A 6,148-nucleotide genomic window follows, 5' to 3' on the forward strand; every position below is an offset into this window, starting at 1 on the left:
TCTAGTCTAAATTATAGGGTTAGTATTGTTGTCAATAACAAGGCGAAGGAGTTTACAATGGCAAATTGCGGAGAATTTTTTGAAGATAGAAGTTTTAATACAATCAATATAAAGGTATAATAATATGGAGTGTATAGTATTCCATGTTTTGTGGTTATAACATTAAGCAATAATGAGGTGTGCTATAATGAAAAAAGTAAAAAAAGCTGCTGCAATAAAATATGAACAAGGATATGACGTACCTATAGTAACTGCAGCTGGAATGGGGTATATTGCAGATGAGATTCTTAAGACGGCAGAAGAGAGTAAGGTGGCTATTGTGCAAAATGAGGAACTAGCTAATTTACTTTTAAATGTTGATATAGGATCAGAGATACCTTTAGAATTATATGATGCAATAGCTAAGGTTATTGCTTATGTAATGGATATAGATACATTAATGAAAAAAAACTAAAAGATATATGAAGGAGGTATATTATGGCGTTGTGGGCAATATCTGATCTTCATTTAGCTATAAATTCAGATAAACCCATGGATATATTTGGAGATAAATGGAGTAATCATCACGAAAAAATAAAAGAAAATTGGCTTAGTAAAATATCATCAGAGGACACTATACTAGTTGCAGGGGATATTTCATGGTCAATGAATATAGGGGAAGGTATGGAAGATCTGGAATGGATTCATAAACTTCCAGGTAAAAAAATAATTGTTAAAGGAAATCATGACTATTGGTGGAGTAGTATCACAAAGTTGAATTCACTTTATACGGATATGGATTTTATTCAAAATAACTTTTTTAACTATAAAGATTTTGCTATATGCGGAACTCGGGGATGGAATTGCCCGGGGAGCGCAAGGTTTTCTACTCATGATGAAAAGATATATGGTAGAGAGCTCATAAGGCTTCGAATTTCATTAGATGAGGCAGTGAAGAAGGGATATAGTAAATTTATTGTAATGCTTCATTATCCACCTACTAATGATAAATTTGAGGAAACGCAGCTTATAAGGATAGTAAAAGAATATAATGTATGCAAGGTTATATATGGTCATTTACATGGGCCATCTTTAAGCAGGGTATATGAAGGAAACATAGAAGGCGTGGAATATATAGTTACTTCTTGTGATTATTTGGACTTTGATCCTTTAAAGATATTAGAATAACTTAAAGTTAATAGATTGTGGATAATTAAGACTATTAAATTTATCAATGTGGATAAATTTAATAGTCTCAATTTTTATTTAAATAAATTAGAAAAAAATCCGGATTTCTTAGTGGTTTCTAGTGCTTCAAAGTTTTCTGTAGAAGATTTATTTATATTATCAGTAGCAGCTAATAACGCGGCTTCTTCTTTAATCAAGTCTTTCATATCTCTTGCAAGTTCTTTCAACTTTTGAGATACATTAGGAGTTGTTATCACATTACTAAACCAAACTAAAGAAGCCTCTGAATGGCCGATACGTCTATTTAACTCTCCAATAAGATACATAGCACTGTATTTATCCATGCCATATATGGGGAAGGCTTCGGCGTAATAAGCATCACTAAGTCCTTCTAATGCCTGTTTTAAAAATGTTAACTCCATATCGAAAGATTCCTCAGTTTCTAAAAGTCTGTACATCCAGGCGAGCTTTAAACAAGTGATTGCTTTTTTACTTGATTTTGCATTGATTATGACATAATTTAAAAGGGCAAGTTTATACCTTTCAATAGCTATATGAACATCGTAAATCTCAGGGTACATTCTCCCATGCCACTTGGATGTAATGGACTTTTGTACTTGTTCTATTTCTATACTTCTTATAGTATAAAAGTCTATTTTCATAGCTGAATACCCACAAGAATTACAAACCCAAACATCATAGAAATAAGGGTTAATTAAAGAATACCTAATAAAAAAATCACTATCTTTTTTTATCATTCTGTAAGCCGAGGATTTAACTGTGATAGCTTTGAATACATGGTTACAAGCAGGGCAGGTAACTTCTTTGCTATATAAAAGAGCCTTTTCCTTCTTCTCTTCACTTTCTTCTTTTACAGCTTCAGTTTTTTCATTATAGATTTTAATAGCTTCGGTATTATCAAAGCCCATACTTTCTAGACCGGAAAATATTTTTTTATCCATTTAATCACCTCGAAATAAGATTTAATATGGTATGATTAGTTTATGCAATTTGGTAAATTTACTTAAATAATTGCTTTTTTGTAAGTTTAGTAGTAAATTAATTATAACAGAAAATTAATTATAACAGAAAATTAATACAATTATAATAATAATATAATATGCTCAAAAGTTTTGAGATATAAATTAAGCACAATTAAGTACCTATAATGAAATTTTATGTAAAGGACTGAGTATATGGCAATAAAAGAGTGGAAGAGATTCTTAATTCCCTATGAACAGGCAGTAGAAGAGTTAAAAGTGAAATTCAAAAGTATAAGGAGAGAATATAGACATAAAAATGATTATTCACCTATAGAGTTTGTTACAGGAAGGGTTAAAGAAATATCTAGCATTCTTGAAAAAGCTAGTAAATTTTGTATCCCTATGGATAGAATTGAATTTGAGATGGAGGATATTGCAGGGATAAGAATAATGTGTCAGTTTGTAGATGATATTGATAAGGTAGTAAGTCTGATTCGTGAAAGACGTGATATGCAGATAGTTTATGAAAAAGATTATGTTGCAAATGTAAAAAGTAGCGGTTATAGAAGCTACCATATGATTATAAAGTATCCTGTTAACTTATCTGATGGTCAAACTGAAATACTAGCAGAATTTCAGATTAGAACATTGGCAATGAATTTTTGGGCTACAGTAGAGCATTCTTTAAATTATAAGTATAAGCATGATATACCGGAGAATATACGAGAAAAACTTAAAAATGCTGCAGATGCTGCTTTTCAGTTAGATCAGCAGATGTTAGAAATTAAAGATGAAATTAAAGACGCACAAAAACTTTTTGAGGTAAAATCTAATTTGGTATCTGATATAATGAATAATATTCTTATGATTTCATCAATAGGTAAACTAATGGATGCAGCTAGGTATAGAGAACAATTAAATAATCTAATAGAAGGTGGAGAAGTTTTTGAGCTTAGCAGTTTACTTAATGCAACTCAAAAAACTATAGATATGTTTTCAGATTGATGAGATGGAAATAGTTAAATATTAAAAAAGGAGAGTAGAATGTCTGAGTTAAGACTTTCTACTCTCCTTTTGATGTGGCTAACAAAACTTTCGATTATAATCTTAAAGTGTAAAAAACTGTATGGAAATTTTTATTAAGAAGCTACTATATTAACTAGGCTTCCTTTAATTACAATAATCTTACGCATAGTTTTGCCTTCTAGGGCAGCAATTACGGTTTCATCATTAAGAGCAGCCTCTTTTATACTTTCTTCATCTAAATCGGAAGCTATATTTATTCTGGATTTAATTTTACCATTTATTTGAATAGCTATCTCTACTTCATCTTTTATAAGAGCACTTGCATCAAATTTAGGCCAAACTTGATTAAATACAGAGTAACCCATACCTAAGGTTTCCCACTTTTCTTCTGCAAAGTGAGGAGCAAAGGGAGCTAAAAGCTTAAGGTAATCTACAAGCACTTCTTTCAAGAAATTGCTATTTCTATTTTCTGCATTAACATATTTTGTTATAGCATTTGTAAGTTCCATAAGTCTCGCAATAGCTGTATTAAATTGGAGTTTCTCTGCATCTTCTGTAACTCCTTTTATTGCGAAATGTCTCCAGTAGTTTAATTCTTTTTCATTCGTTCCAAGGGAGGTCTCACTATTGCTTTCTTTTGAAATCTCGTCACTTCCAGTGTCTACAGCTCTTTCAATTCTATCGACGAATCTTCCAATAGCTTTTATACCGTCATCACTCCAAGCACCACCATCAGTATACCCAAAACCAAACATTAGGTACATTCTAAATACATCTGAGCCAAACTCTTTTATATAATGGTCTGGAGAGATAGTATTTCCTTTTGATTTACTCATTTTTAATCCATCTTCTCCTAAAATCAAACCTTGATGTGTAAGAGATAAGAAAGGTTCATCAAAGTTTAAATATCCCATATCGCGAAGAGCCTTGGTGATAAATCTTGAATATAGTAAGTGTCCACATGCATGTTCAGGTCCACCGACATATTTGTCTACAGGAAGCATTTTGTTTACTAAGTCTTTATCAAAAGCTTTTTCACTATTTTTGTTATCTACATATCTAAATTGGTAGAAAGAAGAACAAACGAAGGTATCCAGAGTATCAGCCTCACGGCGTGCAGCAGCGCCACAAACAGGGCAAGGGACATTTACAAATTCCGTGCATTTGGCGAGTGGTGATTCTCCGTCTGGTGTAAATTGTACGTTATAAGGTAGTTCTACAGGAAGTTGGTCCTCAGGTACAGGAACAGTTCCACATTTATCGCAATGAATTATTGGAATAGGAGCTCCCCAATATCGTTGCCTTGAAACTAACCAATCACGAAGTCTAAAGTTTATTTTTCCTGAACCTAGATTCATGCTTTCTAATTTTTTAACTATTGCTTCTTTTCCTTCTTCTGTAGATAAACCATCAAACTCACCACTGTTTACCATTTTTCCATGTTCAGTATAAGGAAGGGCGTCTGGGTCTTCAAGTGTACTTTTAAAACCAATAATTACTCTTTCAATAGGTAAATTATATTTAGTAGCGAAGGCAAAATCCCTATCATCATGAGCAGGAACAGCCATTACAACGCCAGTTCCATAAGTGTTTAGAACATAGTCAGCTACCCAAATCGGAACTTTTCGTCCGTTAATAGGATTAATAGCATAGGAACCAGTAAATACACCGGTCTTATCTCTTGATATAGATTGCCTCTCTATATCAGTTTGTTTTCTAGCTTCATGTATATAAGATTCAACAGCATCTTTATTTTCACTTTTAGTTAGGCTGTCAACAAGATCATTTTCAGGTGCTATAACTACGTACGTAACGCCGTATAGAGTGTCTACTCTTGTAGTGAATACACTAAAGTCTGCATCACAATCTGGCACTTTAAAATCAACGTTAGCACCAATAGATTTGCCTATCCAATGTTTTTGCATTGCTTTAGTTTTTTCAGGCCAATCTAAAGTATCAAGCTTTTCAAGTAATTCCTCAGCATAGTCAGTAATTTTTAAAAACCATTGAGTTAAATTCTTTTTAGTAACCTCAGTTCCGCACCGCTCGCAAGAACCATCAACTAATACTTGTTCATTTGCAAGTACAGTATTACAGCTAGGGCACCAATTTACGGGGGCTTTTTTCCTGTAGGCAAGACCTTTTTCAAATAGTTTTAAGAATAACCATTGAGTCCATTTATAATAATCTGGACGACAAGTCACAACTTCATGATCCCAATTAAACATTGCGCCCATAGCTTTTAATTGCTTTTCCATGTTACTAATGTTTTGATCTGTAGAATCCTTTGGATGCACACCTGTTTTTATCGCATAATTTTCGGCAGGTAGCCCAAAAGCGTCGAAGCCCATTGGTTGAAACACATTGTACCCTTGCATTTTCTTCATTCTAGCCCAAGAATCAACAGGGCCATAGTTAAACCAATGCCCTGCATGTAATTGGCTTCCAGATGGATAAGAGAACATTTCAAGTACATATAGTTTTTTATCAATTTTATTCTCATCAAATTTATAAAGGTTAGTTTCTTCCCATTTTTGTTGCCATTTTTCATCGATGGTTGTATTATATTTTGCCATTAATATTCCTCCTTCATTTGCTACTAGCGTGGAAATAATTATTAATCTTTTGTGCTTTAATTTTAATGTTTCGTGCACATCATATAAAATTAGAAAATAAAAAAAACCCTCATCTCAACAAAGAGACGAAAGTAATATTCCGCGGTACCACTCTAATTAGGCATTACACCTCACTTACGAATATAACGGTTTTAACCGTACTTGTTTTCACAAGTAAGCTCTTGCTTGCAAACAAAGGCTTACTTTTAAGTAAGAGATTGTTTGCAGGTAAATCATAGGTAAGTTCATATTATATCGTTACTGTTTTACACCCAAGGGGCATTCTAGTTCTTTTCATGACCCTAACAACAGCTCTCTTTAAAAGGATATAAATACTACTACTCCTAATCAAAGCAA

Annotated in this window: 5 protein-coding genes; 3 read left to right on the plus strand and 2 right to left on the minus strand. The window is 32.8% G+C overall.

The window, feature by feature from the left end:
- Positions 1-187: 187 nt before the first annotated feature.
- On the plus strand, positions 188-454 hold the full coding sequence (locus JJE11_RS12790; RefSeq protein WP_291636207.1) for an EscU/YscU/HrcU family type III secretion system export apparatus switch protein: 267 nt from the start codon (positions 188-190) through the stop codon (positions 452-454).
- Between the two features lie 23 nt (positions 455-477).
- A complete protein-coding gene (locus JJE11_RS12795) occupies positions 478-1,167 on the plus strand; it encodes a metallophosphoesterase (RefSeq protein ID WP_291636210.1) in 690 nt (229 codons plus the stop codon).
- A gap of 74 nt (positions 1,168-1,241) precedes the next feature.
- Here JJE11_RS12795 and JJE11_RS12800 read toward each other — a convergent pair whose 3' ends face one another.
- Positions 1,242-2,129, minus strand: a complete 888-nt coding sequence (locus JJE11_RS12800) for a DUF2225 domain-containing protein (protein WP_291636212.1) — start codon at positions 2,127-2,129, stop codon at positions 1,242-1,244.
- A 234-nt stretch (positions 2,130-2,363) separates the two neighbouring features.
- Between JJE11_RS12800 and JJE11_RS12805 the strand changes: the two genes are divergently transcribed.
- Positions 2,364-3,155 (plus strand): GTP pyrophosphokinase family protein, encoded by a 792-nt coding sequence (locus JJE11_RS12805; RefSeq protein WP_291636214.1) that lies wholly within the window; start codon positions 2,364-2,366, stop codon positions 3,153-3,155.
- Between the two features lie 134 nt (positions 3,156-3,289).
- Here JJE11_RS12805 and leuS read toward each other — a convergent pair whose 3' ends face one another.
- A complete protein-coding gene (leuS, locus tag JJE11_RS12810; RefSeq protein WP_291636216.1) occupies positions 3,290-5,752 on the minus strand; it encodes a leucine--tRNA ligase in 2,463 nt (820 codons plus the stop codon).
- Positions 5,753-6,148 lie beyond the last annotated feature (396 nt).

The organism is Clostridium sp. (assembly GCF_016650095.1).
Lineage (GTDB): Bacteria > Bacillota > Clostridia > Clostridiales > Clostridiaceae > Clostridium_AD.

Bases quoted from the DNA above. Each gene is read 5' to 3' on its own strand.
- JJE11_RS12790 (WP_291636207.1), top strand. From the start codon at position 188: ATGAAAAAAGTAAAAAAAGCTGCTGCAATAAAATATGAACAAGGATAT.
- JJE11_RS12795 (WP_291636210.1), top strand. From the start codon at position 478: ATGGCGTTGTGGGCAATATCTGATCTTCATTTAGCTATAAATTCAGAT.
- JJE11_RS12800 (WP_291636212.1), bottom strand. From the start codon at position 2,129: ATGGATAAAAAAATATTTTCCGGTCTAGAAAGTATGGGCTTTGATAAT.
- JJE11_RS12805 (WP_291636214.1), top strand. From the start codon at position 2,364: ATGGCAATAAAAGAGTGGAAGAGATTCTTAATTCCCTATGAACAGGCA.
- leuS (WP_291636216.1), bottom strand. From the start codon at position 5,752: ATGGCAAAATATAATACAACCATCGATGAAAAATGGCAACAAAAATGG.